General features: G+C 48.6%; 26 protein-coding genes and 3 pseudogenes. 9 read left to right on the top strand and 20 right to left on the bottom strand.

Annotated features, from left to right (window positions below; genetic code table 11):
• Window positions 1–126: 126 nt before the first annotated feature.
• From NX720_RS07640 to NX720_RS07625, 4 genes are all read right to left on the bottom strand, one after another.
• Window positions 127–570 carry a hypothetical protein gene (locus NX720_RS07640; RefSeq protein ID WP_262600468.1) on the bottom strand — a complete coding sequence of 148 codons (444 nt, stop codon included), beginning with the start codon at window positions 568–570 and terminating at the stop codon, window positions 127–129.
• A 119-nt stretch (window positions 571–689) separates the two neighbouring features.
• Complete coding sequence (locus NX720_RS07635) at window positions 690–1,106, bottom strand: cupin domain-containing protein (protein ID WP_262600466.1); 417 nt, start codon at window positions 1,104–1,106, stop codon at window positions 690–692.
• 4 nt (window positions 1,107–1,110) lie between these two features.
• Window positions 1,111–1,950, bottom strand: a complete 840-nt coding sequence (locus tag NX720_RS07630; protein ID WP_262600465.1) for a putative RNA methyltransferase — start codon at window positions 1,948–1,950, stop codon at window positions 1,111–1,113.
• 72 nt (window positions 1,951–2,022) lie between these two features.
• On the bottom strand, window positions 2,023–2,283 hold the full coding sequence (locus NX720_RS07625; RefSeq protein WP_262600464.1) for a DUF5062 family protein: 261 nt from the start codon (window positions 2,281–2,283) through the stop codon (window positions 2,023–2,025).
• Window positions 2,284–2,727: 444 nt separating this feature from the next.
• On the opposite strand from NX720_RS07625, the gene NX720_RS07620 reads away from it, so the two are divergent.
• Window positions 2,728–2,937 carry a hypothetical protein gene (locus tag NX720_RS07620; RefSeq protein WP_262600463.1) on the top strand — a complete coding sequence of 70 codons (210 nt, stop codon included), beginning with the start codon at window positions 2,728–2,730 and terminating at the stop codon, window positions 2,935–2,937.
• A 118-nt stretch (window positions 2,938–3,055) separates the two neighbouring features.
• On the opposite strand, the gene NX720_RS07615 is transcribed toward NX720_RS07620, so the two are convergent.
• The 4 genes from NX720_RS07615 to pdxY form a co-directional block, all read right to left on the bottom strand.
• Window positions 3,056–3,769, bottom strand: coding sequence for a pseudouridine synthase (locus tag NX720_RS07615; protein ID WP_262600462.1), 714 nt, complete (start codon window positions 3,767–3,769; stop codon window positions 3,056–3,058).
• Between the two features lie 62 nt (window positions 3,770–3,831).
• Window positions 3,832–5,154: an MFS transporter gene (locus tag NX720_RS07610; RefSeq protein WP_262600460.1), complete on the bottom strand. Its 1,323-nt coding sequence runs from the start codon at window positions 5,152–5,154 to the stop codon at window positions 3,832–3,834.
• An 82-nt stretch (window positions 5,155–5,236) separates the two neighbouring features.
• The gene (locus NX720_RS07605; RefSeq protein ID WP_262600459.1) at window positions 5,237–5,554 is read right to left on the bottom strand and encodes a heavy metal-binding domain-containing protein; all 318 of its coding nucleotides are present in this window, start codon (window positions 5,552–5,554) and stop codon (window positions 5,237–5,239) included.
• An 18-nt stretch (window positions 5,555–5,572) separates the two neighbouring features.
• The gene (gene pdxY, locus NX720_RS07600; RefSeq protein WP_262600457.1) at window positions 5,573–6,475 is read right to left on the bottom strand and encodes a pyridoxal kinase PdxY; all 903 of its coding nucleotides are present in this window, start codon (window positions 6,473–6,475) and stop codon (window positions 5,573–5,575) included.
• A 130-nt stretch (window positions 6,476–6,605) separates the two neighbouring features.
• Here pdxY and NX720_RS07595 point away from each other — a divergent pair, with 130 nt between their 5' ends.
• Window positions 6,606–7,256, top strand: a complete 651-nt coding sequence (locus NX720_RS07595) for a hypothetical protein (protein ID WP_262600456.1) — start codon at window positions 6,606–6,608, stop codon at window positions 7,254–7,256.
• A 66-nt stretch (window positions 7,257–7,322) separates the two neighbouring features.
• Here NX720_RS07595 and NX720_RS07590 read toward each other — a convergent pair whose 3' ends face one another.
• Window positions 7,323–7,535 carry a hypothetical protein gene (locus tag NX720_RS07590; RefSeq protein ID WP_262600455.1) on the bottom strand — a complete coding sequence of 71 codons (213 nt, stop codon included), beginning with the start codon at window positions 7,533–7,535 and terminating at the stop codon, window positions 7,323–7,325.
• 199 nt (window positions 7,536–7,734) lie between these two features.
• On the opposite strand from NX720_RS07590, the gene NX720_RS07585 reads away from it, so the two are divergent.
• The gene (locus NX720_RS07585; protein ID WP_262600454.1) at window positions 7,735–8,385 is read left to right on the top strand and encodes a hypothetical protein; all 651 of its coding nucleotides are present in this window, start codon (window positions 7,735–7,737) and stop codon (window positions 8,383–8,385) included.
• Window positions 8,386–8,451: 66 nt separating this feature from the next.
• Here NX720_RS07585 and NX720_RS07580 read toward each other — a convergent pair whose 3' ends face one another.
• The 4 genes from NX720_RS07580 to NX720_RS07565 are packed head-to-tail and all read right to left on the bottom strand — an operon-like array spanning window position 8,452 to window position 13,274.
• Window positions 8,452–9,642 carry an acyl-CoA dehydrogenase family protein gene (locus tag NX720_RS07580; RefSeq protein ID WP_262600453.1) on the bottom strand — a complete coding sequence of 397 codons (1,191 nt, stop codon included), beginning with the start codon at window positions 9,640–9,642 and terminating at the stop codon, window positions 8,452–8,454.
• Between the two features lie 19 nt (window positions 9,643–9,661).
• On the bottom strand, window positions 9,662–11,269 hold the full coding sequence (locus NX720_RS07575; RefSeq protein ID WP_262600451.1) for an acyl-CoA carboxylase subunit beta: 1,608 nt from the start codon (window positions 11,267–11,269) through the stop codon (window positions 9,662–9,664).
• Window positions 11,266–11,769 carry an acetyl-CoA carboxylase biotin carboxyl carrier protein subunit gene (locus tag NX720_RS07570; protein ID WP_262600449.1) on the bottom strand — a complete coding sequence of 168 codons (504 nt, stop codon included), beginning with the start codon at window positions 11,767–11,769 and terminating at the stop codon, window positions 11,266–11,268. Before NX720_RS07570 ends, NX720_RS07575 begins: the two co-directional genes overlap by 4 nt.
• Window positions 11,769–13,274, bottom strand: coding sequence for an acetyl-CoA carboxylase biotin carboxylase subunit (locus NX720_RS07565; RefSeq protein ID WP_262600448.1), 1,506 nt, complete (start codon window positions 13,272–13,274; stop codon window positions 11,769–11,771). The genes NX720_RS07570 and NX720_RS07565 overlap by 1 nt, the downstream gene beginning before the upstream one ends.
• Window positions 13,275–13,509: 235 nt before the next feature.
• On the opposite strand from NX720_RS07565, the pseudogene NX720_RS07560 reads away from it, so the two are divergent.
• Window positions 13,510–14,007 (top strand): annotated as a pseudogene (locus NX720_RS07560) (MaoC family dehydratase); the annotation flags it as partial.
• A complete protein-coding gene (locus NX720_RS07555) occupies window positions 13,997–14,869 on the top strand; it encodes an HpcH/HpaI aldolase/citrate lyase family protein (RefSeq protein ID WP_262600445.1) in 873 nt (290 codons plus the stop codon). The pseudogene NX720_RS07560 and the gene NX720_RS07555, both read left to right, overlap by 11 nt.
• Before the next feature lie 119 nt (window positions 14,870–14,988).
• Here NX720_RS07555 and NX720_RS07550 read toward each other — a convergent pair whose 3' ends face one another.
• Window positions 14,989–15,528, bottom strand: coding sequence for a hydrolase (locus NX720_RS07550; protein WP_262600443.1), 540 nt, complete (start codon window positions 15,526–15,528; stop codon window positions 14,989–14,991).
• 82 nt (window positions 15,529–15,610) lie between these two features.
• On the opposite strand from NX720_RS07550, the gene NX720_RS07545 reads away from it, so the two are divergent.
• The gene (locus tag NX720_RS07545) at window positions 15,611–16,252 is read left to right on the top strand and encodes a hypothetical protein (protein WP_262600442.1); all 642 of its coding nucleotides are present in this window, start codon (window positions 15,611–15,613) and stop codon (window positions 16,250–16,252) included.
• Between the two features lie 104 nt (window positions 16,253–16,356).
• Here the strand turns inward: NX720_RS07545 and NX720_RS07540 are convergent, their stop codons facing one another.
• The 3 genes and pseudogenes from NX720_RS07540 to tnpA form a co-directional block, all read right to left on the bottom strand.
• Window positions 16,357–16,629, bottom strand: a complete 273-nt coding sequence (locus NX720_RS07540) for a YfcZ/YiiS family protein (RefSeq protein ID WP_262600441.1) — start codon at window positions 16,627–16,629, stop codon at window positions 16,357–16,359.
• A 328-nt stretch (window positions 16,630–16,957) separates the two neighbouring features.
• Window positions 16,958–17,059: pseudogene (locus NX720_RS27485) on the bottom strand (IS200/IS605 family transposase); the annotation flags it as partial.
• 130 nt (window positions 17,060–17,189) lie between these two features.
• Window positions 17,190–17,504: pseudogene (tnpA, locus tag NX720_RS27480) on the bottom strand (IS200/IS605 family transposase); the annotation flags it as partial.
• Window positions 17,505–17,569: 65 nt separating this feature from the next.
• On the opposite strand from tnpA, the gene NX720_RS07525 reads away from it, so the two are divergent.
• From NX720_RS07525 to NX720_RS07515, 3 genes are all read left to right on the top strand, one after another.
• Window positions 17,570–18,742 (top strand): RNA-guided endonuclease InsQ/TnpB family protein, encoded by a 1,173-nt coding sequence (locus tag NX720_RS07525; RefSeq protein WP_262600440.1) that lies wholly within the window; start codon window positions 17,570–17,572, stop codon window positions 18,740–18,742.
• A 190-nt stretch (window positions 18,743–18,932) separates the two neighbouring features.
• A complete protein-coding gene (locus NX720_RS07520; protein WP_262600439.1) occupies window positions 18,933–20,492 on the top strand; it encodes a SulP family inorganic anion transporter in 1,560 nt (519 codons plus the stop codon).
• Window positions 20,493–21,033: 541 nt separating this feature from the next.
• Window positions 21,034–21,882: a hypothetical protein gene (locus tag NX720_RS07515; RefSeq protein WP_262600438.1), complete on the top strand. Its 849-nt coding sequence runs from the start codon at window positions 21,034–21,036 to the stop codon at window positions 21,880–21,882.
• Here NX720_RS07515 and NX720_RS07510 read toward each other — a convergent pair.
• The 3 genes from NX720_RS07510 to NX720_RS07500 are packed head-to-tail and all read right to left on the bottom strand — an operon-like array spanning window position 21,864 to window position 26,583.
• Window positions 21,864–23,360 carry a SpoVR family protein gene (locus NX720_RS07510; protein ID WP_262600437.1) on the bottom strand — a complete coding sequence of 499 codons (1,497 nt, stop codon included), beginning with the start codon at window positions 23,358–23,360 and terminating at the stop codon, window positions 21,864–21,866. The two genes, NX720_RS07515 and NX720_RS07510, sit on opposite strands and share 19 nt — an antisense overlap.
• Entirely contained in the window at window positions 23,361–24,644 is a 1,284-nt protein-coding gene (locus tag NX720_RS07505; RefSeq protein WP_262600436.1) for a YeaH/YhbH family protein, read from the bottom strand. It lies immediately after the preceding gene.
• Between the two features lie 16 nt (window positions 24,645–24,660).
• Entirely contained in the window at window positions 24,661–26,583 is a 1,923-nt protein-coding gene (locus tag NX720_RS07500; RefSeq protein ID WP_262600435.1) for a PrkA family serine protein kinase, read from the bottom strand.
• Window positions 26,584–26,717: the final 134 nt, after the last annotated feature.

The raw sequence follows: 26,717 nt of genomic DNA, 5'->3' as shown, positions 1-26,717 counted from the left end.
CCAAGTCTTATGATTATGTGCCGGTGGCGTGGACAATCATGCTGGTTCATCACTTCTGTTCAGCAAAAAAAGCAATTCAGGAACGGTCACTTTTTTCTGAGGCAAGGCATGAGGGAAAATAACTATCTACCGAACTTCCAGCCTTGCCATTGGACAACTCTGGAAACCGGCATTAACGACAAAATGTCCGCAAATCAGGTAAAACAGGCTCATTACTACCCGCATGACTGAAAAGGATTCCACCATCAGAGTCAGGCTCCAGAAACCCTTAAACAGAAGCAGATAAATGCCGAACAGGTAAGGCACATAGCTGCATCGGTGCATGATCCGGGTCAGAAACTTCTGTTTTGAGCTGGTCGCATTACCCCTGGCGAGCTGAATATTCAACAGCAGAACCAGGGCAGAGAGAGCCGACAGTATAGAAGTATTGAAGTCCATCAGAGCCCAGCCACGGGTCAGGAAGGAGATCGCAGAAATAACCGTCAGCAGGCAAAGCAGTGCAACCGCTCTAGGGGCGTACTTCATGAAGGTGTTATTGCTGCCGATCGTGTTCTCTAGTGCTTTGTTCATGGCGACCTCTCCTTGATAGATGACAACAAAAGTTAACGTCTGCATTGACAGTTATACCTTTGCTTCAGGTGTAAGGAGTTGACGCTGAACAATAAACCAGTGGGAATCTGAAATAGATGTCAGTTGTCGTAAAAAATCTGATCTAATGCCTTGACATGCACCTGACCTTCCTCTGGATAAACGACGGTATCCTTCTGGTCGCGTTGGCCAATAATCAGATAACGACAGGTTTCTTTCGAGTGGTTAAGCAGTGCATGTCCCCGGTCATCACCGGGCATAAAGCAGGCATAGTCACCTGCAATCATATGAACACACTCCTCGCCGTGCAGGAGAGTGCATTCGCCTTCAACGATGAACAGGTGTTCTTCTTCTGCGGTGTGAAAATGCAGAGGTGTTGACTGTTTGCCCGGGTCCAGCTCCTGCATACGAGTGGCGATGGCCTGTCCGCCTGCGCTGTCGCTCAGGCATTTGCTACGAACACCGTACTGTTCACCATGAGTCCATTCGTCCCATTCGATCTCGTCAATATTGATCAAAATCTTAACTCTCTGCAGGTTGGTAGGTGATGGTGTAGAGTTTCATATCAATGCCACACTCAAGCGATGTTAACTCAGACAACCGCTGTTTTTGCGACGGCTTCACATGCCAGTAGTGTGGTGTCATGGCCAGCAGGTCAAGAATTAACTCTGACGAATCCAGCTTCATTGTACCTGTCACTGAACCTTTTTCCAGCAGGTTGAAATGCTCTGGTAGCTGGCTGACCAGCTTGTCCACCGGATAGGGACGAACTTCTTCATAAATGGCCTGGCGCAGTGCATACAGGTGTTGCTCTCCGGGTGCCAGAACCAGAACGGTGCCACCCGGCTTGAGGATTCGGCTGAACTCTTTCCAGTCACAACGGGAAAAGACACTGATGATGACATCAACCTGGTTGTCTGGCACAGGAATGTCATTAACGCTGGCGACCAGCCATTGAATGTCTTTACTGCGGCGGCAGCAAGCCTGAATGGCGGGTTTGGAGATATCAAAACCGCATACGGATGCCTGTGGTAAAGCGTCGTGTAATCGGGTGGTGTAATAACCTTCGCCACAGCCTGCGTCGAGAATAACGGGGTGTTCAGTGTCTTTCAGCGCTGTTCTGGTGGCTTGTGTCAGGGCGTCTGTCACTAGTTGATAGCAACCGCTGTCCAGAAAACGGCTACGCGCCTGCACCATTTGCTTGTCATCACCAGGATGTTTACTGCGCATTTTATGGCTGGGCAGCAGGTTCAGATAACCTTGACGGGCGCGGTCGAAACGATGGTTGTTGGTACATGCAGCCCCGTTGTCTAACTGTTGTAAAAGCTGCGAGCAGACGGGGCATTTCAGGTTGGCAGGCATGTCGATAGTCAAGTGCAGATATTGAAAGGGCAGCCAGTGTACTGGTTTTTAAAGTCAGTTTCCTGTTTTTGCCTATTTTAGCAAGGGATGCCCTTCAGGTAGCTGTCGTGAAATCCACAAAGCCAGTTTGTGTTTCATGCTCTGTTCCGATTCTTGTCCCTTAACCAATGGCTGAATCAGCTTGTCGTGTACCAGCAGGCGGTAAAGGTACTCGATTTTCTGGCGGGAAGAATCTGTTTCTTCAAACTTACCCGCTTTGCGCTTTTCAACATAGATAGCACCGACTCGAAGTGCTTCACGGACCAGTTCGGTTTCATTCTTAATTTTTTTCAACGCTCGTGCCTCGCAGTTATAAATGTTGATTTTTTTCAGAATAAGATTACTCTTGCACTGGGTCAAAGAAAAAAACCATATGAAAATATCTGACCATGCTCATTACGCATTCCTGAATAGCTCGAACATCGACACAGAAAAATAACATCACGAAAGTAATAGAAAACTTGAAAATGAGCAAATACCTTATGGATAAACGCTTGTAGCCTGTCTAACACTTAACCAATTAAGCTTTGCTTGTAATCTTCGTCAGTGAATAGACAGGGATTCTTCAGGCTTATTTCCTTTAAAGCTCATTCTGATTGCTAGAATGGTTTTTTAGCTTAGTATTGTTTCAAGGATTGAACTTAGCGGGTAAGGAATAGTCTAACGCCCAAGAATCACGCTCTTTTCAGAGTTTTCTGGAGTGGTGTGGGTTCCTTGAGCCAATTGGGAAGTTAAATAATGTCTAAAAGATCAATCTCTCTCATTGACGACCGTAACAAGAATAAAAATACTGAAAATTCTGCATCCATTGAAGAGCAAGTTGCTGAATTTCTTAAGTCTGGAGGCAAAATTGAGCAAATCGCTTCTGGAGTGAGTGGCATGGAAAGTATGGCTACCCGTCAGCCAAAATCTCTGCAGAAAAGCAGTCGTAAAAGCAAAAAGAGTTAAAGCAGGTGGCCTTGTGCGGAATCAAACTGACAACCAGGGCTTGTCTTGCCTATTGGCTGTCAGAAATTTTAGTTCCTATCCCGGGATTAGGGGTGGGCAGCACAATACTCTTAACTGTTTAAAACGGGGCAGGCACTTCAAACGTCATGGATTCCTGCAAAACCGGGTGTGTAAATGTCAGCCGGGTTGCATGGAGATTCAATCTTGTACTGGCTTCATAAGCCTCCGGGTGGGCGTAGAACTCACAGCCAAGGATTGGATGGCCCAGTTCCGCCATATGGACCCTTAACTGGTGTGAGCGTCCAGTAACAGGTTCAAGCCATACACGACAGGTTTCTGATGACGTTTCCTGATGATGACGGTGAACATTGATGCAGGTGTAGTGGGTCAGGGCGGGTTTGCCCTGAGCGTGGTCAACCATCTGCCTTGGGCGGTTGAGCCAGTCGCAACGCATGGGCAGGTTCACAGAACCAGACTGCTCTGCCGGGGTTCCCCACACTTCAGCGGTATAACCCTTACTGACCAGGCGATCCTGAAACTGGCGGCTTAATGCTCTGTGGCTGTCAGCCTGAAGGGCAAACACCATAACGCCGGAAGTGGACATGTCCAGTCGGTGAACAACCCGGCTTTCCGGGTTTATGCTCTGCAGACGAGACAGGGCGCTGTCAAAATTGGCGGGATGCCGTCCGGGTACGCTGAGCAGGCCAGCGGGTTTGTCGACCACTACCAGATGATCGTCCCGGTATAGCTCCCGGAGCGTTTCATGGCAGGTCGGCACAATATGCACAGGACGATGTGCAGGACATTCAGAAGTTTGGGCAGATTCAGTCATGGTGAAGAATTATGGCGGCAAAAGCCACCGATGTCAGTGGTGGCTTTTGCGAACATGACCGGTCAGGATACCTTTCGTGAAAAGCGAGCCTTGAAACGTTGCCAGAATTCAGGTGATGCTTTGAAAATCAACAAGCTGACAATTACATGCAGAACCGCCAGGGTCAGGAAGAATTCTTCAATGGTTCGATTAGCTACCCCCAGGAACAGCATTCCGAACACAGCGCTGCCAACCATGTAGGAAGAGTTCATAACGTTCAGTGCTGCAATCGTTCGGGCACGGCGACTTTCTTCCGTTCTTTTCTGAACCATGGCATACAGTGGCACAATAAACAGCCCACCAGAAAAGCCAATCATGGCAAGGTCAAACAATACCCGGACATTGGCGGGAATTCTTATAAACTCACTGGCACTAAGCAATACCCCCTGAGTGTTGGGAGAAATCGCAAAGAACAGATCCAGTGCGAACAGGCTCAGTCCCAAAGCGCCCAGAGGCACAATGCCCGGCTCAACCTTGCCATAGGAAATCCTTCCGCAGAACAGCGACCCGGCTGCAACGCCAATGGTAAAGACGGCGAGCATTATACTCACAACCTGAGGACTGCCAGACAATATCTGACTGGCAAGATTTGGCAGCTGTGTCAGGTAGGCTGCCCCAATCGCCCAGAACCAGGAGATGGCGACCAGACTAAGGTAAACAGTTCTGTCGCCATGGGCATCTCTCATGATTTTCCGGGTCTGGCTGAACAGGTTGTAGCTGATGTCCAGATCTGGCGCTGAAGCTTTTGCTTCCGGAATCTGTCGGGCACACAGCCAGCCAATAATAGCGAGTACAACGACCGATACGGCTACCCAACCATGAGCATTGGTTAATTCAACCAGCAGTCCTGCGCCAAGGGTTCCCAGGAGAATAGCGACAAAGGTGCCCATTTCAACCAGGGCGTTACCGCCCACCAGCTCATCTTCATGCAGATGTTGGGGAATAATGGCGTATTTCACCGGACCGAAAAAGGCACTCTGGGTACCCATAAGGAACAGGAGGATCAGCAAAACCAGAAAGCTCTGGCTGATAATAAAACCGGCAGCCACCGACATAATCCCAATTTCCAACAGTTTGACCCTGCGGATAATCAGCGATTTTTCGTATTTGTCTGCTATTTGACCGGCAATGCCGGAAAAAATGAAAAAAGGCAGGATAAATAAACCGGCACCCAAATTGATAAACAGGTCAGAATCGAACGGCAACTGTTCTGCAGCCGCAAACGCAGCCATCAGGAGCAGGGTATTTTTATAGATATTATCGTTAAACGCCCCCAGAAACTGGGTGGCGAAAAAAGGTAAAAAACGTCGTTTACCCAGCAGAGAAAGTTGATGGCTTTGGTTCATTCGTTCTCTTCATCCTGAAGTCTGACAGGGGTAGTAACCAGGGAAAAGCGGCAGCTCAAAATACACCGTTATCGTTTTATCACTACAGCTTTACCGCTGTTCCACTGATGCTGACCATCAGCATACTGCTTTTTTCACCGACAACTTCGTAATCCAGGTCAATACCCACAATGGCATTGGCTCCCACTTCCCGGGCCCTGGTTTCAATATCTTCAAAAGCGGCTTCCCGTGCCTTTTCAAGTTCTTTCTCGTAAGCACCAGAACGGCCACCCACAATATCCCTGATGCTCGCGAAAAGATCCCGAAACACATTGGCACCGACAATAGCTTCTCCTACGACAACGCCCAGATACTCCTTGACGGGTCTCCCTTCCACGGAAGGTGTGGTGGTTTTCAGCATGACTATCTCCTGATTGAACTAATCCGTCTGAAGGTTATCATCATCAAGCTGGTTGGTGTAAGTTGGTTCAAGGGGAGTGGCAGAAAAAGTAACCGACGGCTTTACCAGCTCATCCTGAGCCCCAATCAGCTGTAACTCCTGACTACCGGCCAGACTTGTTTTTTTGAACAGTCCGTCCATGGCCCCGGCGATATGCTCAAGTGATTGCTTAAGTTCACAGCCCTGCAAAAGTTTCGCCATAAATAACGCCGCAGTAGTGTCGCCAGAACCACTGACAACCCCATTGATCGGATACATCGGCGTTGTAATCAGCCAGGCTTCTGAATGATCGACGGCCAGCATCGCAATATGATCTTTCTTGCCGTCGTCTGTTAGAAGGCTTGTTACCAGTACAATATCGGGGCCTTCTGCCAGCAGGCTTCTGGCACCTTTTAATGCCTGATCTGTTGAGGTTATTTTTTGGCCGGTGAGCATCTCCAGCTCAAAGTGGTTCGGCGTAATAATATTGGCCTGCTGGATCACCTTGTTCCGAAAGAAATCAGGAATCTCTTTCTGCACATAAATACCGGTGTCGGTGTCTCCTATCACAGGGTCGCAGCAGTACAGTACATCAGGATTAACGGCACGAATACGTTCAACCGCATCCAGAATAACTTCTGCCATACCCGGATCACCCATATATCCGGACAGGAACCCATGGCATTCAGCAAAAGCACCATGCTCCTCCATCCCCAGAAGGACATCCTGAATGGTCTCAGGGGTAAACACAGGACCTCGCCAGCCAGAATGCCCGGTGTGGTTGGAAAACATGACCGTATTAACAGGCCAGACATTAAAGCCCAGTCGCTGCAACGGAAAAACAGCGGATGAATTACCCGCATGACCTACAGCCACATGGGATTGGATTGAGAGAATATTCATGCCTCAGACTGTACTCATTAATGATTTCAGCCTCAAGGGTCTGGGCGGGGAGGTTGCTAAAGCCGGGTTAACTGTATGTGTCTACGCTAATAGCAGTTGTTTCATTCAATACACAAAAGGTTGACAGTTTATGAACGAAATGGAACATGCCAGATTCCTGCGGGACTACTCCCGCTTATTTTTTAAGAACTCCTTTAAAACATGTAACAAAACCTACTCAATGTCTTATGGCACAGCCACGCTGTCAAAAAAAGTGGCGCGTCTAAATTATTCCAGAGTGGCCTACGATTTGGTAGGTCACTACAGAGACATGTACGACAACTTTGATTCATTCCTGCTTCTAACCTCCTGCCCCCGGCTGGCAAGAGCTGGTAACTGCGAGGAATATTATGGTATTGCCCTGAAGTATGGGTTTGAAAACAGGATTGAAAATATATGGCTGGCAGATCATGAAATGCATGGATTTTTAATATTGGCAGCTGACCCGGGAATAAGCGCTACATTAACATTAAATGAATTTTGCCAATATGAAACTTATAACTATTGGGTATGCGATCCGTGGTTTAATATCCATTGCAGAATGCACCTGTATGGCCTGATGGCTACCCTCAAATCTTCCCAATGGGAGTCTGAGGGTAAAGAAATATATAAGGATGAATATAATAGTGAACGGGCAACCCTGTGGTGCCAGAGGTTGTTTATCGGCAATATGTCATTTCACAGGATGACAGACAACAACGGACAGCCTACCGCTGGTTTGTACGATTTTTTTTCCAGATGATGCTCTCGTCAGGTTTCCGGCAATAACCTGCGAGGGCTTTCCCGTCAGTCACTTCTGGTGTGACCGCTACTGATCGCTTAACAGCTCGCCAGCAATAATCATTTTACGAACTTCGGTAGTGCCTGCACCGATTTCCAGCAACTTGGTGGAACGGAACAGCCGGTTCATTTCTGATATACAACGCCCAGATACTCCTTGACGGGTCTCCCTTCCACGGAAGGTGTGGTTGGAAAACATGACGGTATTAACAGACCAGACATTAAAGCCCAGTCGCTGCAACGGAAAAACAGCGGATCAATTACCCGCATGACCTACAGCCACATGGGATTGGATTGAGAGAATATTCATGCCTCAGACTGTACTCATTAATGATTTCAGCCTCAAGGGCCTGGGCGGAGAGGTTGCTAAAGCCGGGTTAACTGTATGTGTCTACGCTAATAGCAGTTGTTTCATTCAATACACAAAAGGCTGACATTTTATGAACGAAATGGAACATGCCAGATTCCTGCGGGACTACTCCCGCTTATTTTTTAAGAACTCCTTTAAAACATGTAATAAAACCTATTCAATGTCTTATGGCACAGCCATGCTGTCAAAAAAACTAGCGCGTATACATTATTGTGGAGTGGCCATCAATTTGATTGATCACTACAGAAAAACGTACGACAACTTTGATTCATTCCAGTTTCTAACCTCCTGCCCCCAGCAGGAAAGAGCTGGTAACTGCCGGGAATATTATGGTATTGCCCTGAAGTATGGGTTTGAAAACAGGATTGAAAATATATGGCTGGCAAATCATGAAAAGCATGGATTTTTAATATTGGCAGCTGACCCGGGAATAAGCGCTACATTAACATTAAATGAGTTTTGCCAATATGAAGCTTATAACTATTGGGTATGCGACCCGTGGTTTAATATCCATTGTAGAATGCATATGTATGGCCTGATGGCTACCCTCAAATCTTCCCAATGGGAGTCTGAGGGTAAAGAAATATATAAAAATGACTATAGTAGTGAACGGGCAACCCTGTGGTGCCAGAGGTTGTTTATCGGCAATATGACATTTCACAGAATGACAGACAACAACGGACAGCCTACCGCTGGTTTGTTCGATTTTTTTTCCGAATGATGCTCTCGTCAGGTTTCAGGCAATAACCTGCGGGGGCTTTCCCGTCAGTCACTCCTGGAATGACCGCTACTGATCGCTTAACAGCTCGCCAGCAATAATCATTTTACGAACCTCGGTCGTGCCTGCACCGATTTCCAGCAATTTGGTGGAACGGAACAGCCGGTTCATTTCCGATTCCCAGATATAGCCGGTTCCTCCATGTATCTGCACACCGTTGTCTAAAATCCGGTTGCACATATCGGCACAATACATGATGGACGCCGCTGTGCGGGCATGAATCTCACCCCGGCCGGCAGTGGCTTCATCAATATGGGAAACTTCTGCCAGTACCTGCCAGCAGAAGGTTTTCATGGTTTCTATCCAGACATACATATCGGCCAGCCGTGACTGAACCATCTGAAAACTGGCAATGGTTTTACCAAACTGTTCACGGGTTTTGGCATACTCCACCGACAGCTCCAGCGTACGCTCAGCAATACCCACATTGACCGGGGCAATCATGGCGCGCTCAACATCCAGCCCGCTCATTACCACCTTGTGGCCCTCGTGTTCTTCACCCAGAATGTTGTCCACCGGAACCCGCAGGTCTTCAAAGACCAGCTCTCCGGTCTGGCTGCCCCGAAACCCCATTTTTTGCAGCTTCTGGGCAACCTTGAATCCGGGCCAGCTGGTTTCTACGACAAATGCCGTAATGCCTTTGGAGCCGCGGCCAGGTTGAGTTTTGGCATACACCAGGCAGATGTCGGCAATGGGACCATTGGTAATATAAATCTTGGAGCCGTTAAGAATGTATTCATTCCCATCCCGAACGGCTTTTGTTCGCATGGAGCCCAGTGCGTCGGAACCTGCGCCGGGTTCAGTTAAGCCCAGACAGCCAGTCCATTCACCAGAGCAAAGTTTTGGCAGATATTTCTGCCGGATCATTTCATTCCCGTTGTTATACAGGCTATTCACACAAAGATTGTCGTGGGCTACCCAGCTCAGTGCAAAGGCATGGTTCCAGCGTGAAATCGCCTGCAGAATCAAACCGGCTTCCAGAATCGATAAGCCTGCGCCGCCATACTGCTCCGGCACCGTGACGCCCAGCAGACCCAGTTTGCCCATTTCCTTAAAGGTATCCTGCGGCCACCACTCTTCGTTATCCATCTTTTCGCACAGAGGGTAGAGTTGTTCCCTGGCAAAACGATCAGCATAGTCCATCAGGTTTTGCTGGTCGGGGGTAAGGGCAAAGGCATGGCTATTAGCTGAGCTGTTCATAATTATTTTCCTCGGACTGTTAAAACCGCATCACACCATAGCGGGCATCACCAAAAGGTACGTTCAGCGAAGCGCTGATCGACAGTGCCAGGGCATTGCGGGTATTCACCGGATCGATAATGCCGTCATCCCACAGCTCGGACGATGTATAGTAGGCGCTGGTCTGGTTTTCGTAGCTGGCCAACACTGAGGCCCGGATGGTTTCCAGTTCTTCCGCATCAGGCTCTATGCCTTCCCGCTGTAACTGTTTCAGTTTAATGGTGACCAGGGTATTCGCCGCCTGATCGGCTCCCATGACCGAGGTTTCACTGTTCGGCCAGCTGAACAGGGTGCGGGCATCAAACGCCCTGCCGCACATGCCATAATTACCTGCGCCATAGGAACCATTAGTCATTATGGTGAACTTGGGAACGTCGGAGCATGCCTGTGCCATAATCATTTTCGCGCCGTCCTTGGCAATGCCACGGCGTTCATAATCCTTGCCCACCATATAGCCGGTAATATTTTGCAGGAACACCAATGGCACATGGTTCTGGTTACACAGCTGGATAAAGTGCGCCGCTTTCAGAGAACTGTCGTTAAACAGCACACCGTTATTTCCCAGAATCCCGACCTTGTAGCCCCAGATATTGGCATAGCCGCACACCAGCGTATCGCCATAATCCGGCTGGTATTCGGAAAAACGGCTTCCGTCCACTATTCGGGCGATGACTTCCCGCATATCAAACTGTTTCTTAATGTCATCAGGAATAATGCCGTACAGTTCGGATGGGTCATAATAAGGTTCTTCCGGAGCTTCCCGTTGTAGGTTGAATTTGGGTTTCTGTTCCCACTGGGCAACAATTTCCCGTCCGATGGCAATGGCTTCTTTCTCATTATTGGCAAAATAATCACAGGTGCCTGAAACCGAGGTGTGCATGCGGGCACCGCCCAGCTCATTGACGGTAACATCTTCACCGGTTGCCGCCTTGACTAGCGGTGGACCACCCAGAAATACAGCCCCCGTACCATCAACAATTACGGAGTAATCCGACAGGCTGGGAATATAAGCGCCGCCTGCCGTGCAATGACCAAAGACCAGTGCCAGCTGCTTACAACCCAGTCTGGAGAGTTGCGTCTGGTTGCGGAAAATCCTTCCGGCCATATATTTATCGGCAAAAAACTCCGACTGCATGGGCAGGTAGCCACCGGCGCTGTCACACAGATGAATAACGGGTAACTGGTTTTCAATGGCAATGTCCAGCGCCCTGACGGTTTTCTTAATGGTTAATGGGAACCAGGCACCGCCTTTGACAGAACTGTCACTGGCATTAATTAATACTTCCCGCCCACCCACAACGCCAATACCGGTAATGCACCCTGCTGACGGGGCAATGCCCTCATAAGCCATGTTGGCAGCCAGCGAAGACAGTTCAAGAAAGGGAGTGCCGGGATCAAGCAAACGCTCCAGCCGTTCCCTTGGCAGCATTTTGTTCTGGCTTCTTAAGCGCTGGATATCTCTTTCCGGGCGGGTAAAGCGTGCTGCCTGCTGTTTACGGTGGAACTCTGCCAGAATTTGCTGGTTGTGAGTCTGGTATTGCCTGAACTCTGACGACTGTGGGTTAATACGGGTTTGCAGTCTTCTCATGCTGAACCCTCCGGGGTGATTTCCACCAGAACGGAACCTTTTTCAAAACTGTCGCCTGTACCGCTGATATGAATGTTTTCCACTGTACCTGTCGCCGTGGCACGAATAGCCATTTGTAGCTTCATGCTTTCAATTAACAGAAGATGGTCGCCTTCAGTCACGCTTTCGCCGACCGACGTGTTCAGCTCGACCACGACGCCGGGCATGGGGGCAATAACGATGCCGCTGGCAGAGCCTCCTTCAGAGGCGGCCTCGCTGAACTCGTCCAGACATTCCAGCCACCAGGTTTTACCATCGAGATGAACAAATAGCTGCTGATCATCCTGGGCGACATGGACCTGCCGGTTTTTTCCATCAATAGTGAGTTCGGCGCTGTGAGCGCTTTGCCACTGGAGTTCGGCAGTGATGATGCGACCGTCTATCTCTAGCTGAACAGACTGTTGTCTGCGAACCGGAATAACAGGATGAACGGTGCCGTTAAACAGAAATTTTGGTTGCATCAGTTCCTCCAGTGGCCGATGGCGGCATGCAGGTCTGGCGTTGCTTCCGCCAGCAGACGATTGCTGCGCTCACTCAGCAGGGCGGTTGCCAGAATAGCCTGTTGTTGCTGTTTGTCAGGCTGGAGGGGTGTTAGTTCATGGTCGTATTGCTTGATAAAGCCTGTATCAAAATGGCCTTCAATAAACTGCTGGTGGCGCAAAACAGTATCCAGATAATCAATATTGTGTTTTACCCCGAGAATCACCAGCTCCTGAAGTGCCTGTCTCATGGCTTCAATGGCTTGCTGACGGGTGGGGGCATGAACAATCAATTTTGCCAGCATGGGATCAAAGGCGCTGGTAATCGCCTGGTTAAGATACAGGCCACTGTCGAACCGGACGGCCTGCCCGCAGGGTTCTTTCAGAAACAGTACTTTGCCGGTGGCGGGCATAAAATCGTTAAAGGCATCTTCGGCGCAGATCCTGCATTCGATGGAGTGGCCGGATGAAGACAGTGTTTCCTGGTTCAGAGACAGGGGGCGGCCTGCTGCGATATGAATCTGCTCTGCAACCAAGTCTACGTTAAACGTCATCTCAGTAACCGGGTGTTCTACCTGAATGCGGGTGTTCATCTCCAGAAAGAAATAACTGCCCTCTGACGTATACAGAAACTCAACCGTACCCGCGCTGTTGTAGCCCGCGCTTTGAGCAATGCCTTTTGCGGTGTCACAGATTTCCTGACGTTTAGCGCTGGTCAGCGCCGGAGAGGGGGCTTCTTCAATAACCTTCTGGAAACGTCGCTGAATAGAGCACTCTCTTTCGCCCAGGTGAACCACACGGTGACCATCGCCCAGCACCTGCACTTCAATATGTCGGGCGCTGGTAAAATACTTCTCAACGTAAACCCGTCTGTCACCAAAGTATTTTTCCGCTTCTGAAGCGGCGATGCGCAGTGCGTCCTGCAGCTCATCCTGGCTGTGAACAATGCTCATGCCCTTGCCGCCACCACCGGCTGAAGCCTTGACCACCACTGGGAAGCCCATGTCAACAATGTTCCTGAGGAAGTCGGGATGATCCGGTTCCAGGTTTACAGAAGGGGGAACCGGGAAACCGTGTCGGGCGACAAAATCCCTTGAAGTAATTTTGTCGCCCATCAGTTCAATAATGTCGGCTTCAGGGCCAATAAAGGTGATGCCTGCCTGTTCCAGTGTTCGGGCAAACTCTGCGTTTTCAGACAGAAAACCGTAACAGGGGTGTACGGCCTCGACACCCAGTCGCTGGCAGATTTTAATAATCTGTTGTCCGTCCAGGTGTGCGGCTGCGGGTGAGTCGCCAACGATTTCTATGGCTTCGTCGGCTTGTTGTACGACAGGAGAGTGCCGGTCACTGTGGTGATAAATGGCGACCGAGGCAATATCGAGCTGCTGTAAAGCCCTGAGTACCCTCAGGGCGATCTCCCCACGATTGGCGATCAGCACTTTTTTAAAAGGCTGTTGACCTGACTGAACAGGCGGAACGTTGTTCATCGCTAAACCCGTTGCTTGATTTTTTTCTTTTCAGTTATTTAATTTAAAGGCTCTGACTGAATATTGGAATGCCTGAAGCCTGCACTGGCTGGCTATATGCCACAGGAACATAGTAGCAGATGTTAGTCATAACGCTCTGAACGCCCATGGGCTAAGCTTCCGGTTTTTGTTCCCCTTATCGATACCTTATGGGTAATCTAAGTAAGGGGATTACGTTAACGGTGATAAAAAGGAAACGGTTATGCCTGGGCTTTATTACGAGCAATGCGACGTAGGGCGGGTGATTAAACACCGTTTGTCCCGCACAGTGACCGAGTCGGACAATGTTCTGTTCTGTGCTATCACCCACAACCCGCAGCCTCTGCATCTGGATGCCGAATACGCGAGCAGAACAGAGTTCGGACAGCGGGTATTTAACAGTATGTATACTGTGTCGTTTGCCTGTGGTGTTTCGGTAGAAGATACGACACTGGGAACGTTGGTAGTGAACCTGGGTTTTGGTGAAATGAAGTTTCCCAGACCGGTGTTTATTAACGATACCCTGAGTGTTGAAACTGAAATCATGGAGAGGCGTCCCAGCAAGTCCCGACCCAATGCGGGTATTGTAACGTTCGAGCACCGGGTCTATAACCAGCACAGTGAAGTAGTCTGTACGATGCTTCGCACTGCGCTGCTGCAGCGGCTACCCGCTGATTTGGAAAATAAGGGTTCAGGAGAACAACATGCTGGCTAAATCCTATCTGTTTGTTCCCGGCGATGACGACAAAAAAATGTTAAAGGCAAAAAACTCCGGGGCTGATGCGGTGATATTTTGTCTTGAAGATGCTGTTGTGGAGAGCAATAAGTCAGTAGCAAGAGAAAAAGTGCGCCAGTTTCTTCAGGCTCACCAGAAGCGGTCTGAGGTGCAACTCTGGGTTCGGGTTAACAGCCTCGCTTCGCCTCATACCCTTAATGATCTGGTTTCCGTTATGCCTGGCAAGCCGTTTGGCATTTTCCTGCCTAAGCCCTCTGATGCTGATGATTTTCGAACCGTTGATCATTATCTGACGGCACTGGAAGTACAAAATAACCTTCCCGTTGGCTCGACTCCTATTATCAGTGTGGCAGAGTCGTCTATTGGTGCCATTAACCAGAACACATTCATAAATGCCAGCACCCGGCTGTCAGGGTTTACCTGGGGAGCCGAGGATTTGCCTGCCGATATTGGCGCAACCACTAACCGTGACCAGGATGGCGCTCACTTTCTGATTCACCGGATGAACCGGGCTAACTGTCTGCTGGTGGCTTCGGCGGGTAATATGCAGGCGATAGACGGCATTTGTGATGATTACAAAAGTCAGAAGAAACTGCGGGCAGAGTGCGAGCGTGCGCGCATGGAAGGGTTTACCGGCAAGCTGGCGATTCATCCTGATCAGGTTGAAATTATCAATCAGTGCTTCACGCCATCCACCGATGAAGTGGCCTATGCCCGGCGGGTGGTTGATGCTTTTGCCAATGCCAAAGGCGCAGGTACGGTAGGGTTGGATGGACGCATGCTGGACCTGCCTCATCTGAAACAGGCACAGCGTATACTCAGGCTGGTCCGGTCTACGTGAAAAGATATCGCTATTGGCTATTGGCTATTGGCTATTGGCTGTTGGCTGCACGAACAGCTAAAAGCCAGAAGCCAGAAGCCAGAAGCTAAAAGCCAAAAGCCCGGTATATTTCTGACTGGTTACTTGATCAGTCTGGCAATCGTTCGAAACTGAGGGGCGTCTGCTGTCTTCATCAGCTCAAACAGCGCCATTTCGGTACTGGTGATGCCGATGCCCGCTTTGCTCAGTTTATCCAGGGCGATAGTTTTGTTCTGCCTGGTGCGGGATGATACGGCATCTGCTACGACTTCCACCTCAAAACCCGCTTTATGCAAGTCCATTGCCGTCTGATAAACGCAGATATGGGCTTCAATGCCAACGATCAACACCTGTTTGCGCCCGGTCTGCTCCAGTGCTTTTATAAACTCCGGCTCGCCACAACCGCTGAAAGCACTTTTACTGATGGGTGTCTGTTCGGGCAGCTGCTCAGACACTTCGGTAATGGTAGGGCCCAGCTTATGAGGAATCTGCTCCATCCAGAGTACCGGCAGGTCCAGCTCTTTCGCACCTGCTGTGATGGCAGCAAGGTGTTTATACAGAGCGTCTTTTTCGTGCATCAGAGTAGCGAGTTTGCCCTGCACATCAGTAATCACCAGAACCGTATTTTCAAGACTAAGCATCAATAAACTCCTGACAGAGGAAACAGATAACTATCATACCATTAGTTCTCTCAAGCGTTGTCGGTGTTTGCTAATGCAGGAAATGATCAATTCAAAGCATCTGTTAATACATTCAAGACATTTTTTTAAAGATTCTTTAAAAACAGGTAACAAAATTTTTTCCAGAACTTATGGAGAGGCCAGACAGGAACGAAAAACAAAACGCAGGATAAATGTGGCGTTAGCCAACAAAAGGGTATTGCTTTTTAGAAAACATACGAACCAGGAAATGCTGGGAATGCTATATCGCATTATACCTCCGGATAGAGCGGGTAATTGTCAGGAATATGCTTTTGTCGCCATAGATTACGGTATTAAGCTATCGATGCCTGATATATGGCTGGTGGTTCATGATGAACATGTGTTTGTCCTGTTGGCTGATACAACCATTTTCCACCAGAACCCCATATCATTGGGTGATTTTTCCAAGTATAAAAATGACAGTTATTGGATTTGTGACCCCTGGTTCAACATACATTGCAAAATGTGTGAATACGCGGCGATGGTTCAGCTTAAAGCGGCTAAGTGGGAACGGGAAGGAAAAAAAATAGGATCATTTGAAACGACAAGCATAGCCGCAAAAGAGTGGTCTTTAAAATTGTCTTCCGGGGAAATGACATTCTACAAAATGACCACTCACAACGGGATAAGGACGCGCATCGGAAAGTTGATTTATAATAATTAACAAAATTCACATTGCCGTAAAGGCGGAGAGTGTCAGCTATACTGTTCGCCGCCTACTCTCCAGCAACGCTTTTAAACAACAAAAGGCACTGTATGTCTATGCACTCAGGCATTTTCTGCCAGTAGTTTATATTTGCTGTTAAATTCGGTATTTAACTGGAAAATCAGCTTTTCAGCGGCGCAGCAGAACTCGAAGTGGGCGTGGATAATTGTGTCTTTTTCAAAAAGTTCCGTTTCATAATCAATCAGGCAGGGAGCCGTTTCGATTTTATGAACGAGAGCTGTCAGCTGGTACAGCCGCTCCCTCGCGTCCGGCAGGTCGGCGGCGTGAATGTCCATATCAAGGTGTGTATCTTTTGGGTCGGTAAGGCCGGTCATATAGCCCCTCCTGTATTTTTTTTGTAATGGGTAACTGTTGATCAGTTTTACTGCGCAGTTCCTTGTTCTGGTTACAATCCCTGTAACTTCTGGTGGATGATGGTTCGACTATAACGTCAGTGAAGTGTTGTTTTATGGACGTGTGTCAACTTTTGACATAAAAGAACAGTTCTTTACGGCAGGTTCTGATTGGAATCTGTTCAATGTCAGGTCGGTTCGGACTATAGGGGGTTATCATCGATGGCTCTTATGGATTAGCAAAATCGTTGTAAACCCTCGCCCAATGCGGGCGGGGATATAAGACGGGAAGGCGCAGAGCCTTCCGCCATCAATCTGGTGTACTCTGGCTATTAACGTAGTCCTTCAGAGTCTCGATAGTTGCACCGCCAGCACTGCAAGCAAAGTAAGACCTTGACCGCATTAAGCCTGCTTTGCTCTGAGCAGTAAGGGGCGCAGCATTCAATAACTTACCGGGCTGTTGGCTTTTGGCTATTAGCTGCTCATACAGCCAACCGCCAACAGCCAACAGCCAACAGCGGTATATTATGTTCTGCTGCTTCCCTAAGGTGGGTATTCAGCATTCGCAACCGTCTTGATGATGTTGATTTGAGATTATTTACCATGACACTGATAGCCAGTTTTGGTGGGTAGGCCACCAACAGGGGTACGTGATCTTTTTCGCCATCCATTTCAAGTAACTGGCATTCCAGTTTTTCACATGCACTCTCGAACGACTCCCGTAACTGCTTGATCATATAGCCATCAAAAAGCTTTCGTCTGTACTTTGTCGTGAACACCAAATGAACAACCAGCTTGGTAACGCTATGTCGTTTGCGAAGATACCCTTTAAGCAAATCTTTATTGTGTGCGCTCACTTGAAAACCTCTTTCAAATACCTGTAATATAGAGCTTATATTAATGAGCACTTAAATAACGTTCCATGCTGAGAGCCACCAAAGTACGAATCTATCCAACATCAGAGCAGGCGGAATTTCTCGACCGTCAGTTTGATGCTGTGCGGTTCGTATGGAACAAGGCCCTGGCTATTAAGGTTCATTATTACAAGGTTCGTGGGCAGAGCCTTTCTCCCAAAAAACACCTGAAGCCCTTGCTGGCAAAAGCCAAGAAAAGCCGAAAGTACTCATGGCTGAAAAACGCTGACTCTATTGCACTGCAACAGGCCACTATCAATCTGGATACGGCCTTTCAAAACTTTTTCAATCCCAAATTGCAGGCAAGATTTCCTCGCTTCAAGAAAAAGCATGGCAAGCAAAGTAGCTACCATTGTACGTCTGTCTCTGTGGGCGATAACTGGATAAAAATCCCCAAGCGCAAGCCCATAAGGGCTAAAGTGCATCGTGAAATAGTGGGTAAGGTGAAGTCTATCACCCTGAGCAGAACGCTAACCGGCAAGTATTTTGCCTCCATATTGGCTGATGATACCCAGGAACAACCAAAACAGATTGATAATCTTGAGGCTAATCAGGTTGTCGGTGTTGATATGGGGATTACTGATCTGGCTATCACCAGTACCGGCCATAAGACTGGCAATCCTCGCTTTCTGAAAAAAGCACAACGTAACCTGAAAAGAAAACAACAGGCTCTATCTCGCTGCAAGAAAGGCTCAAAAGGTAGGCACAAAGCCCGTTTATTGGTGGCAAAGGCGCATGAGCGTGTAGCCTTTGCCCGTAATGATTTTCAGCATAAGCTATCAAAACAACTCATCGACGAAAACCAAGCGGTGATTGTGGAGGCACTGAAAGTTAAAAACATGCTCAAGAACAAGCGTCTTGCTCGTTCTATTGCTGATGCTGGCTGGCATTCACTGATAACCAAACTCGAATACAAGGCAAAGCAGGAAGGTAAACATCTGGTGAAGATAGACCAGTGGTTTGCATCCTCTAAAACTTGCTCAGTCTGCGATTTGAAACAGGAAAAAATGCCATTGAGAATCCGATCATGGGAGTGTAGCTGTGGTGCTATCCATGACCGGGATATTAATGCAGCTCGCAATATCAAGAAGCAAGGCATATTGAAATTAAAGGCGGAAGGACTGTCCGTTTCTGCTGATGGAGGCTTGCGTAAATCCGGCAGACTGTCGGTTGCTGCCTAAGAAATCAGAAGCCTCACCCGATAGGGTGGGGAGCAGTCACACGCATTTGTTATTAATAAGCCTTTCATCTAAAATGCGCGCTCAAAAAATAACCGTACTATTCTCTGCTCCTTTCTTGCACGACACATCTTGCACGACACGATTTCCCGCCGATAGCAGAGAATGACTTGAATTTTCTGGTGAATATACAGTGATTGAATTAACTGCCAATAAAGCAACGAGTCTGAAAAGTGACCTGCTTTCCGGCCTGACCGTCGCTTTGGCCCTGGTTCCCGAAGCCGTTGCTTTTGCCTTTGTTGCAGGTGTTGAACCCCTGGTAGGCTTGTATGCCGCTTTCATGGTGGGGTTGATTACCGCTGTTGTCGGCGGGCGACCCGGCATGATTTCCGGAGCCACAGGGGCACTGGCCGTTGTCATGGTTTCGCTGGTCGCGGATCATGGGGTGCAATACCTGTTTGCTACTGTCGTATTGATGGGCATTATTCAGGTGCTGGCAGGGACTTTAAAGCTGGGTAAATTTATACGAATGGTTCCGCACCCGGTGATGCTGGGCTTTGTGAATGGTCTTGCCATTGTTATCTTTCTTGCCCAGCTGGGACAGTTCGGAGTAGCTGGTGAAGCCGGATGGCTCAATGGCACTTTCCTGGAAGGCAGTGTTCTGGATGTCGCATGGGTTGAGGGAGTTGAGCTTTATATGCTGGTTGGTCTCGTTGCCCTGACCATGGCCATCATTCATTTCCTGCCCAAACTGACCACTGCGGTTCCTTCCTCCCTGGTGGCCATTGTTGTTGTGAGCCTTCTGGTGTTTGCTTTTGGGCTTGATACCAGAACGGTAGGCGATGTCGCTGGTATTGCGGGCGGACTGCCAACATTCAGTATCCCGGCGGTGCCTTTCAACCTTGAAACATTGTGGATTATTCTGCCGTACTCCCTGGTACTGGCGGCTATCGGCCTGATTGAATCATTGCTCACTTTGAGAATGGTGGACGAAATTACCGAAACCCACGGTAGTTCCAATCGTGAGTGTATTGGTCAGGGTGTGGCGAATATTGCCACGGGCTTCTTTGGTGGTATGGGTGGCTGTGCCATGATCGGGCAAAGCATGATCAATGTGAACTCTGGGGGACGTGGTCGTTTATCCGGCATTTCTGCAGCGCTGTTTTTGCTGGTGTTTATTCTTTTTGCTTCCTCATTGATTGAGCAGATTCCTGTCGCTGCCCTGATTGGCGTGATGTTTATTGTTGTGATTGGCACCTTTGAGTGGAGTAGCCTGCGTATCATGAACAAAATTCCAAAAGGCGATGCTTTTGTTCTGGTACTGGTGTCGGTTGTGACCGTTCTGACGGATCTCGCCGTAGCGGTCATCACAGGTGTTATTGTGTCGGCACTGGTCTTTGCCTGGGAACATGCCAAGCATATCCGGGTTGAAAAGAAGGACGACCTCAAGGGCTCAACGGTCTACAAAGTTCATGGTCCACTGTTCTTTGGCTCAACCACTACATTCCTTGAGCAGTTTAAACCGCAGCAGGCTAACAAAGACGTTATCATTGATTTCGCTGACTCCAGGGTGTGTGACCATTCCGGCCTGGAAGCCATTGATACACTGGCAGAGCGTTACCTTAACTCAGGTAAAACCCTGCACCTTTTACACCTGAGCCCTGACTGTTGCCAGCTGCTCAAACGCGCAGGCAATCTGGTCGAAGTGAATGTAATTGAAGATCCAAAATACTTTGTGGCTACTAATGCCTGATGTCGTTTAATCGAGGCTGGAGGCAGATGTTGGTTTTTGGCTTTTGGCTATTAGCTGTTGGTCAGACAGTATGAGCAGCCAGCAGCCAGCAGCCAGCAGCTAAAAGCTAAAAGCTAAAAGCTAAAAGCTAAAAGCTAAAAGCTAAAAGCTAAAAGCTAAAAGCTAAAAGCTAAAAGCCCGGCTATTAAAACCGCCTTTAACCTGAGGCGGTTTTTTTTCGCCCTGCCTGTCGAGGCGGTAAAAATCATTCTGAACACTCTGCCTCGTCTTATCCGGTAACCTTACTGTTACCAGTTGCTTGATCAGCCATGTTTTCTGGTCTTTACTACTGCCCGATTTATAGAAGGTATCGACATAGAGGCAGTTAAATCATTCGGTGCCGTAGCTTTCTGATTGTTTTAATCATCAGTCTGGAGGCTGTTTTAGTGGAAAATAAAAAAAGCCATACGGTCGTGTTTATATGACAAAACTCTGCAGATACTTTTTCAGGCGCTATGGGCTGATTTTGCTATTACTTTTTGCCTACCCTGCGATTGCCAAGATGAAAGGGCTTAACCAGGTTAATTTTTATGGAATGGGTAATTCTAAGAGTAAAACTTTAATTGTTACATTCATGCCAGATACACCCCTTTTTATGATCTCTAATGAGAATGATGATCATATGTTTGCTCCGGTACCTCGTGACATTGAAAATATTTTACCTGTAACTTATATACCAGATGCTGCACCGGCTCCAAAACTGTTTGAAAAGATGGACTGGGCTACCATGTTTGTATTTACTGCGAGGTTTGCAAATTTTGTAGAGGTTAGTCCCAGGGGGGCAGTCCATAACGATTTGCAGTTTGATCCAGAAGACCCTTTGTTTGGCAGGGTTTCAGGTCATACGTTCAGGTATCACTATTATCAAGTCTTCAGACAGGACAACAGACGAGTTATACGTTTGATTTTTTTACAGCAGGGTGATGCTTCGGCATCAGAAATTCATTCGATTTATATTGACCTGCATGTAGCTCTACCAGAACCAGATGACTCAGACCACATACCATTCGTTGTTCAGGCGGTACGCTTCAACAGAGGTGGTCAACTGATTGATGGATTTCAAACTCTGCCTAATATTGCAGCGCACATACAATTCAAAGAGCAGAAAAAAACAAAGCGAAAAGATGATGGTGATCAGTCCCAAAAAGAACCTGAACCGCCGGGCAAAAAAGACCCGCCTGAAGGCTCGGGCAAAAAACGCAAAACAGGCAGCAGTAACAGAAGCTGGGGCTTTAACTCAGGCTGGGGTGGTGGGGGCAACGTTTGCTCAATGGTTCAGTTCTTTATAGCTGCAGTGCTGCTCAGTATTCCTTCTGACCAAAAGGTTCTTTTTTATCCCGACAAAGCATAAACCTCTCTCTCTTCCCCCCGCTCATCAACGGACTTAAGGCGGATATTAAAGCCCCAGAGATAGTGCAGGTGCTTTATGATTTCCTGTGTGCTTTCCTCCTCCAGCGGACGACCCTCATGCATAGTGTGAATAAGCGTCAGTGAGCGGTCACCGCGAATATCCACGTTGTAAATCTGAATGTTTGGTTCCGTGTTGCCCAGATTGTACTGGGTGGCAAGGGACTGCTTTAATGTCCGGTAGTCCGGTTCATCATGAATGCAGGACACTTCAAGGAAAGAGTTGACATCGTCGTCTTCGATGCAGAACAGGTGCATATCCCGCATCACTTTGGGTGACAAATATTGCAGAATAAAACTTTCATCCTTGAAGTTGTGCATGGCGAAGTGCAGGGTGTCGAGCCAGTCAGAACCGGCCAGGTCAGGAAACCACTCCCGGTCTTCAGGGGTTGGAGCTTCGCAGATCCGGCGGAGATCCCGGTAAATATTAAAACCCAGAGTGTAAGGGTTTATGCCGGTGTAACGGGGATCGTCAAAATCGGGCTGAAACACGACACTGGTGTGAGAGTGCAGTATCTCAAGCATATACCCTTCATTGATAAATCCCTGTTTGTATAGCTCTTGGGTCAGGGTGTAGTGCCAGAACGTTGCCCAGCCTTCATTCATCACCTGCGTTTGTCGCTGGGGATAGAAGTACTGGGCGATTTTGCGCACGATACGAATGATTTCACGTTGCCAGTTTTCCAGCAGGGGCGCATTTTTTTCAATAAAGTACAGCAGGTTTTCTTCCGGCGCTTCAGGAAAGCGTTTTTTTTTCTTACTTTCAGGTTCTTCCTTAGCCGGGATCGTTCGCCACAAGTCATTGAGGTTTCGCTGAATATACTCTTCGCGCTCTTTGGCCATCGCCTCTTCTTCAGCGGCAGAAACAGGCTTGGGGTGTTTGTAGCGATTAACTCCCTGGTTCATCAGGGCATGACAGGCGTCTAACAGCTCCTCAACTTTGTCGACACCGTACTTCTCTTCGCACCGGGTAATGTAGTTTCGGGCAAACAACAGGTAGTCGATAATCGCGTCGGCATCGGTCCACTGCTGAAACAGATAGTTGCCCTTGAAGAATGAATTATGACCGTAGCAGGCATGGGCGATCACCAGTGCCTGCATCGCCATGGTGTTTTCTTCCATCAGGTAAGCAATGCAGGGGTTGGAGTTAATCACTATTTCGTAAGCCAGTCCCATGTGGCCGCGCTGGTAGTTTTTCAGGTTGTCCAGAAAATGCTTGCCAAAACTCCAGTGGTTGTACATAAGAGGCATTCCTACTGACGCATAAGCGTCAATCATCTGCTCGGAACTGATGATTTCAATCTGGGTCGGGTAGGTATCCAGCCGGAATTGTTTTGCCAACCTGCCTATGGTTTCGTCGTAGGTGCTCAACTGCTCAAAGGTCCATTCAGAACCGGTTGATAGAGGTTTCTGATCTGACATTCAGTCACTTCTCCGGGCAAATAAACGACGAAAAACCGGATAAATATCCGCATAGTTGCGAATCCGCTGCTGGGCAAAATAGTCGGCAAATTCATCCTGTATCTGCTGGTAGGTGTGCCAGAGGTTCTGGGGGCGCTCGGCAATTTCAACGTAAGCAAAATACTGAACCCTTGGCAGGAGTTTTTCTGAAATAATCTTCTGGCAGATTTCAGTATCAGTTTCCCAGTTATCACCGTCAGATGCCTGGGCAATATAAATGTTCCAGTCTGCAACCGGGTAGCGTTTATCAATAATATGGCTGGCCAGGTCCATGGCTTTGGAGACCAGCGTACCACCGGTTTCACGGGCATAGAAAAACTCCTCTTCATCGCACTCCCTGGCTTCAGAGTGGTGGCGAATAAAGACCACTTCTACGGCCTCATAACTGCGCTGGAGAAACAGATAAAGCAGCAGGAAAAAACGCTTGGCTATGTCCTTGATATCCTGTCCCATCGAGCCGGACACATCCATGATGCAGAACATAACCGCTTTGCTGGAAGGTAAAGGAATTTTGACCAGGTTGTTGTATTTCAGGTCAAACTCATCAATAAACGGCAGTCGTTTTATAGATTGCTGAAGCTCCCTGATTCGCAGTTTGAGCGCTGCTGCTTTTTTCAGGTCTTCCGGGTCATTGCTGTTTTGTAAAGAGTCCAGCTCTGCCTGCAGTGCTTTCAGCTTTTTTCTTTTTTTTGCAGACAGCGCTATACGACGGGCATACGCTGCCCGCAATGATCGTACGACATTAATCCGCTCTGGCGAACCAGCCGATGTAAATCCTCCCCGTCGTAAAGTGTACTCAGTGGTGCTTTTCAGGCTTTTGCGTAGCATGTTAGGCAGTGCAAGGTCTTCAAATACATAGTCCAGAAACTCTTCGCGACTGATTTGAAACACAAAATCATCGACACCTGAGCCATGGTCGCTGGCGGCTCCCTGCCCACTGCCTCTACCTTGTCCGGCAGGAGGTCGGGAAAACCGGTCACCTTTATGGAACGCCTTATTGCCTGGATGTACTCGCTGATTTTTGCCACCCTGGCCATGATGAAAGATGGGTTCGGAAAGGTCTTTTTTGGGGATATGAATGTTGTCGCCACGGTCTGTATCGGTGATGGAACGCTGGTTAACGCTGTCCTGAACGGCTTTCTTAATGATTTGCTTATAGCGCCTCAGAAAGCGTTGCCGGTTAACCGTGCTTTTCTTTCCTGTACTGCTTCCGGCGCTGTCACGCCGGTCAATGATGACTCTCATTGATAGCCGCTCCCGGTCACTGGGATTTTCTTACCCGGATGTACCATTCGGATAACAGTCGTACCTGCTTTTCGGTGTAGCCATGCTGAACCATGCGCTCGACAAATTCGGCATGTTTGCGCTGTTCTTCCTGTGAGGCCTTGGCGTTGAATGAAATAACCGGCAGCAGGTCTTCTGTGTTGGAGAACATTTTTTTCTCAATCACCAGGCGCATTTTTTCATAGCTGAGCCAGCTGGGATTGTTGCCTTGCAGACTGGCTCTGGCCCGGAGAACAAAGTTAACCACTTCATTACGGAAGTCTTTGGGGTTGGCGATGCCAGCGGGTTTTTCAATTTTCTCCAGCTCGTCATTAAGCGCGCTGCGGTCAAGGATTTGTCCGGTATCCGGGTCCCGGTATTCCTGATCCTGAATCCATAAATCCGCATAGGTAATATAACGGTCGAATATGTTCTGACCGTATTCAGAGTAAGACTCCAGGTAGGCTGTCTGAATTTCCTTGCCCAGGTACTCAATATATTTAGGCGTCAGATAGCCTTTGATAAAGCCCCGGTATCGGTCTTCCAGCTCTTGTGGAAACTGTTGCTGTTCAATCTGTTGTTCCAGCACATACAGCAGGTGAACCGGGTTGGCAGCGGTTTCGGTAGGGTCGAAATTAAAAACACGGGACAGTATTTTAAAGGCAAACCGGGTCGACAGCCCTTCCATGCCTTCATCAACCCCGGCAGCGTCTTTGTATTCCTGCAGGGATTTGGCGTTAGGGTCGGTATCTTTCAGGTTCTCCCCGTCGTACACCTTCATCTTCGAGTAAACAGAGGAGTTTTCAGGCTCCTTGATTCGTGACAGAACTGAAAACTGACTCAGCAGCTGCAATGTGTCCGGTGCGCAGGGAGCGTCGTGTAACGAGCTATGGCGCAGCAGCTTCTGGTAAATATGGGTTTCCTCACTGACCCTGGTGCAGTAGGGGACTTTGATGATATTCACCCGGTCGATAAAAGCCTCATTGGTTTTATTGTTCTTGAAGGCCTGCCACTCCGACTCGTTGGAGTGTGCCAGCACAATGCCTTCAAACGGCAGTGCCCCCAGCCCTTCGGTACTGTTGTAGTTGCCTTCCTGGGTTGCGGTCAGCAGCGGGTGCAGCACCTTGATAGGCGCTTTGAACATTTCCACAAACTCCATTAGCCCCTGGTTAGCACGACAGAGCGCGCCTGAAAAACGGTAGGCATCAGGGTCATCCTGGGCAAACTCTTCCAGCTGACGAATATCGACCTTGCCAACCAGGCTGGAGATGTCCTGATTGTTCTCATCACCGGGTTCTGTTTTGGCAATAGCGACCTGATGAAGACGACTGGGGTAGAGTTTAACCACCCTGAAGCGAGTGATATCGCCACCAGACTCCTGCAGTCGTTTAGCAGCCCAGGGCGACATGGTGTAGCGAAGATGGCGCTCAGGAATGCCGTATTCATCCATTAACATCTGTCCATCGTCGTTGGCATCGAACAGACCCAGTGGTGATTCAAAGACGGGTGAGTCTTTCAGGGCGTAAAAGGGTATGCGCTCCATCAGTGCTTTCAGCTTTTCAGCCAGGGATGACTTACCCCCGCCAACGGGGCCTAGCAGGTAAAGTATCTGCTTTTTTTCTTCCAGTCCCTGGGCGGCATGACGGAAGTAGGACACCAGCTGCTCGACAGGTTCTTCCATGCCATAAAATTCGTCGAAGGTCGGGTAGCGTTGAATCAGTTTATTGGAAAAAATCCGGCTAAGCCTTGGGTCACGGGACGTATCAATCACTTCTGGCTCGCCAATGGCCTCCAGCATGCGTTCAGCGGCACTGGCATAAGTGTGAGGATTATCACGACAAAGCTCCAGGTATTCCTGAAGGCTCATCTCTTCCTGCTGTGTGGACTCAAATCTTTGCTGATAGTGAGTGAACAGTGACATTGTTTTCTCTCTCAATGGCTGAGGCTCTGGTAGTGGCTTAGAACTCTCATTGGCTTAGAAAAAGTCTGTCGTTTATTGGTTATTGGACGCCGGTTACACAGCAGGCTCGTCAAGAGTGGTCATATCCAGCCGCA

The organism is Endozoicomonas euniceicola, assembly GCF_025562755.1.
GTDB classification, from domain to species: domain Bacteria; phylum Pseudomonadota; class Gammaproteobacteria; order Pseudomonadales; family Endozoicomonadaceae; genus Endozoicomonas_A; species Endozoicomonas_A euniceicola.
This window is presented reverse-complemented; position numbering and strand designations above follow the sequence as displayed.

Coding starts and splice junctions, on each gene's coding strand:
- NX720_RS07515 (WP_262600438.1), top strand. CDS start 21,034: ATGAAAGGGCTTAACCAGGTTAATTTTTATGGAATGGGTAATTCTAAG.
- NX720_RS07595 (WP_262600456.1), top strand. CDS start 6,606: ATGAACGAAATGGAACATGCCAGATTCCTGCGGGACTACTCCCGCTTA.
- NX720_RS07570 (WP_262600449.1), bottom strand. CDS start 11,769: ATGCAACCAAAATTTCTGTTTAACGGCACCGTTCATCCTGTTATTCCG.
- NX720_RS07525 (WP_262600440.1), top strand. CDS start 17,570: ATGCTGAGAGCCACCAAAGTACGAATCTATCCAACATCAGAGCAGGCG.
- NX720_RS07550 (WP_262600443.1), bottom strand. CDS start 15,528: ATGCTTAGTCTTGAAAATACGGTTCTGGTGATTACTGATGTGCAGGGC.
- NX720_RS07605 (WP_262600459.1), bottom strand. CDS start 5,554: ATGCTGAAAACCACCACACCTTCCGTGGAAGGGAGACCCGTCAAGGAG.
- NX720_RS07585 (WP_262600454.1), top strand. CDS start 7,735: ATGAACGAAATGGAACATGCCAGATTCCTGCGGGACTACTCCCGCTTA.
- NX720_RS07575 (WP_262600451.1), bottom strand. CDS start 11,269: ATGAGAAGACTGCAAACCCGTATTAACCCACAGTCGTCAGAGTTCAGG.
- pdxY (WP_262600457.1), bottom strand. CDS start 6,475: ATGAATATTCTCTCAATCCAATCCCATGTGGCTGTAGGTCATGCGGGT.
- NX720_RS07505 (WP_262600436.1), bottom strand. CDS start 24,644: ATGAGAGTCATCATTGACCGGCGTGACAGCGCCGGAAGCAGTACAGGA.
- NX720_RS07500 (WP_262600435.1), bottom strand. CDS start 26,583: ATGTCACTGTTCACTCACTATCAGCAAAGATTTGAGTCCACACAGCAG.
- NX720_RS07630 (WP_262600465.1), bottom strand. CDS start 1,950: ATGCCTGCCAACCTGAAATGCCCCGTCTGCTCGCAGCTTTTACAACAG.
- NX720_RS07640 (WP_262600468.1), bottom strand. CDS start 570: ATGAACAAAGCACTAGAGAACACGATCGGCAGCAATAACACCTTCATG.
- NX720_RS07610 (WP_262600460.1), bottom strand. CDS start 5,154: ATGAACCAAAGCCATCAACTTTCTCTGCTGGGTAAACGACGTTTTTTA.
- NX720_RS07545 (WP_262600442.1), top strand. CDS start 15,611: ATGATCAATTCAAAGCATCTGTTAATACATTCAAGACATTTTTTTAAA.
- NX720_RS07540 (WP_262600441.1), bottom strand. CDS start 16,629: ATGACCGGCCTTACCGACCCAAAAGATACACACCTTGATATGGACATT.
- NX720_RS07620 (WP_262600463.1), top strand. CDS start 2,728: ATGTCTAAAAGATCAATCTCTCTCATTGACGACCGTAACAAGAATAAA.
- NX720_RS07565 (WP_262600448.1), bottom strand. CDS start 13,274: ATGAACAACGTTCCGCCTGTTCAGTCAGGTCAACAGCCTTTTAAAAAA.
- NX720_RS07615 (WP_262600462.1), bottom strand. CDS start 3,769: ATGACTGAATCTGCCCAAACTTCTGAATGTCCTGCACATCGTCCTGTG.
- NX720_RS07510 (WP_262600437.1), bottom strand. CDS start 23,360: ATGTCAGATCAGAAACCTCTATCAACCGGTTCTGAATGGACCTTTGAG.
- NX720_RS07555 (WP_262600445.1), top strand. CDS start 13,997: ATGCTGGCTAAATCCTATCTGTTTGTTCCCGGCGATGACGACAAAAAA.
- NX720_RS07580 (WP_262600453.1), bottom strand. CDS start 9,642: ATGAACAGCTCAGCTAATAGCCATGCCTTTGCCCTTACCCCCGACCAG.